We start from the raw sequence: 996 nt of genomic DNA, 5'->3' as shown, positions 1-996 counted from the left end.
ACAAGGCTTCGCACCGTCAGGCTGCTTTCCCGGACAATCAACTGGCGGGCATACGTGTTCACCTTGTAGGGGTACTGGTCGAAGTCGCACTTCACGCTGTCAATCTCCACCGTCTGCGTGACGTTTCCGGAAATCACCCGGTTGTAGTAGCCCTTTTCCGCCAAGTCCTTGTAATAGTTGAAAGCGGTCTTGTCGGCGAGGAACAGCGAGCGTTTGATGTTGCTTTCGATAGCCCCCTTGTCGGGTGAGAGCGTGAAGAAAAGTTCGTGGAAACGCCGCACGTGCGACTTGGCTTCCACGGGTCTGTTCTGCGCCATGTCCTGCGAGAGTGCCAGCATCAGGCTTTTGCCGTTGTCGAGGACGTATATCTTCTGCCGCTGCTTTTCGGCGAAGCTGTACGAGTTCCACACGGCAAAGCCCGTCACCAGTGCGCACAGGCAGATGAATACCAGCGCAAAGAGCCTGATTTGCCGGAAACTCGTTTCGATGTTCGTTAATGACTTAAATTCCATATACTAAATATTGATGTTGGTTATTTGAGTAGTTTCCCGGTTACTTTCCCGCTTGCCGCACCGACCGCCGCCCCGGCGATTGACCCAGCCCGTGCCACGTTGCGGTTATAGGCAGACGTACCGCCAGCCGACACTATCCAGCTTGCCACCGTTGGAATGGTGAAGTAGCCCACGATGCCGATAATCATAAAGATTACATACACGGTGCTGCTCCCGTCAGGAATGAAATTCGGGTCTGAAAGCTGCTCGATGTCTTTTTGTAGCATCAGGGTTTGTATGCGTGCCAGCACGCTGCTGAACAAGTCCGACACGGGTAGCCACAGGTAAATGGATATATAGCGTGAAATCCACTGGGTCAGCGTGCTTTGGAAACCGTCATAGACGGAAATCGCAAACGCCAGCGGACCCAGTATGCTTAACACGATTAGGAAGAACGTGCGCAGCGTGTCTATAATCAGCCCCGCCGCCTGAAAGAGCATTTCCA

The 996-nt window shown here is 53.3% G+C and carries 2 protein-coding genes; both read right to left on the bottom strand.

The window, feature by feature from the left end:
* The coding region (gene traK / locus H8S64_RS22120) for a conjugative transposon protein TraK (RefSeq protein ID WP_186978724.1) at positions 1–512 on the bottom strand (512 nt) is incomplete at its 3' end.
* A gap of 20 nt (positions 513–532) precedes the next feature.
* Positions 533–996: TraJ family protein (locus H8S64_RS22115; RefSeq protein WP_494545992.1), on the bottom strand; the 464-nt coding region annotated here is incomplete at its 5' end.

Source organism: Butyricimonas hominis, assembly GCF_014287455.1.
In the GTDB taxonomy this organism is placed as follows: domain Bacteria; phylum Bacteroidota; class Bacteroidia; order Bacteroidales; family Marinifilaceae; genus Butyricimonas; species Butyricimonas muris.
Note: the sequence above shows the minus strand (reverse complement) of the source record. Positions and strands in the feature narration are given on the sequence as shown.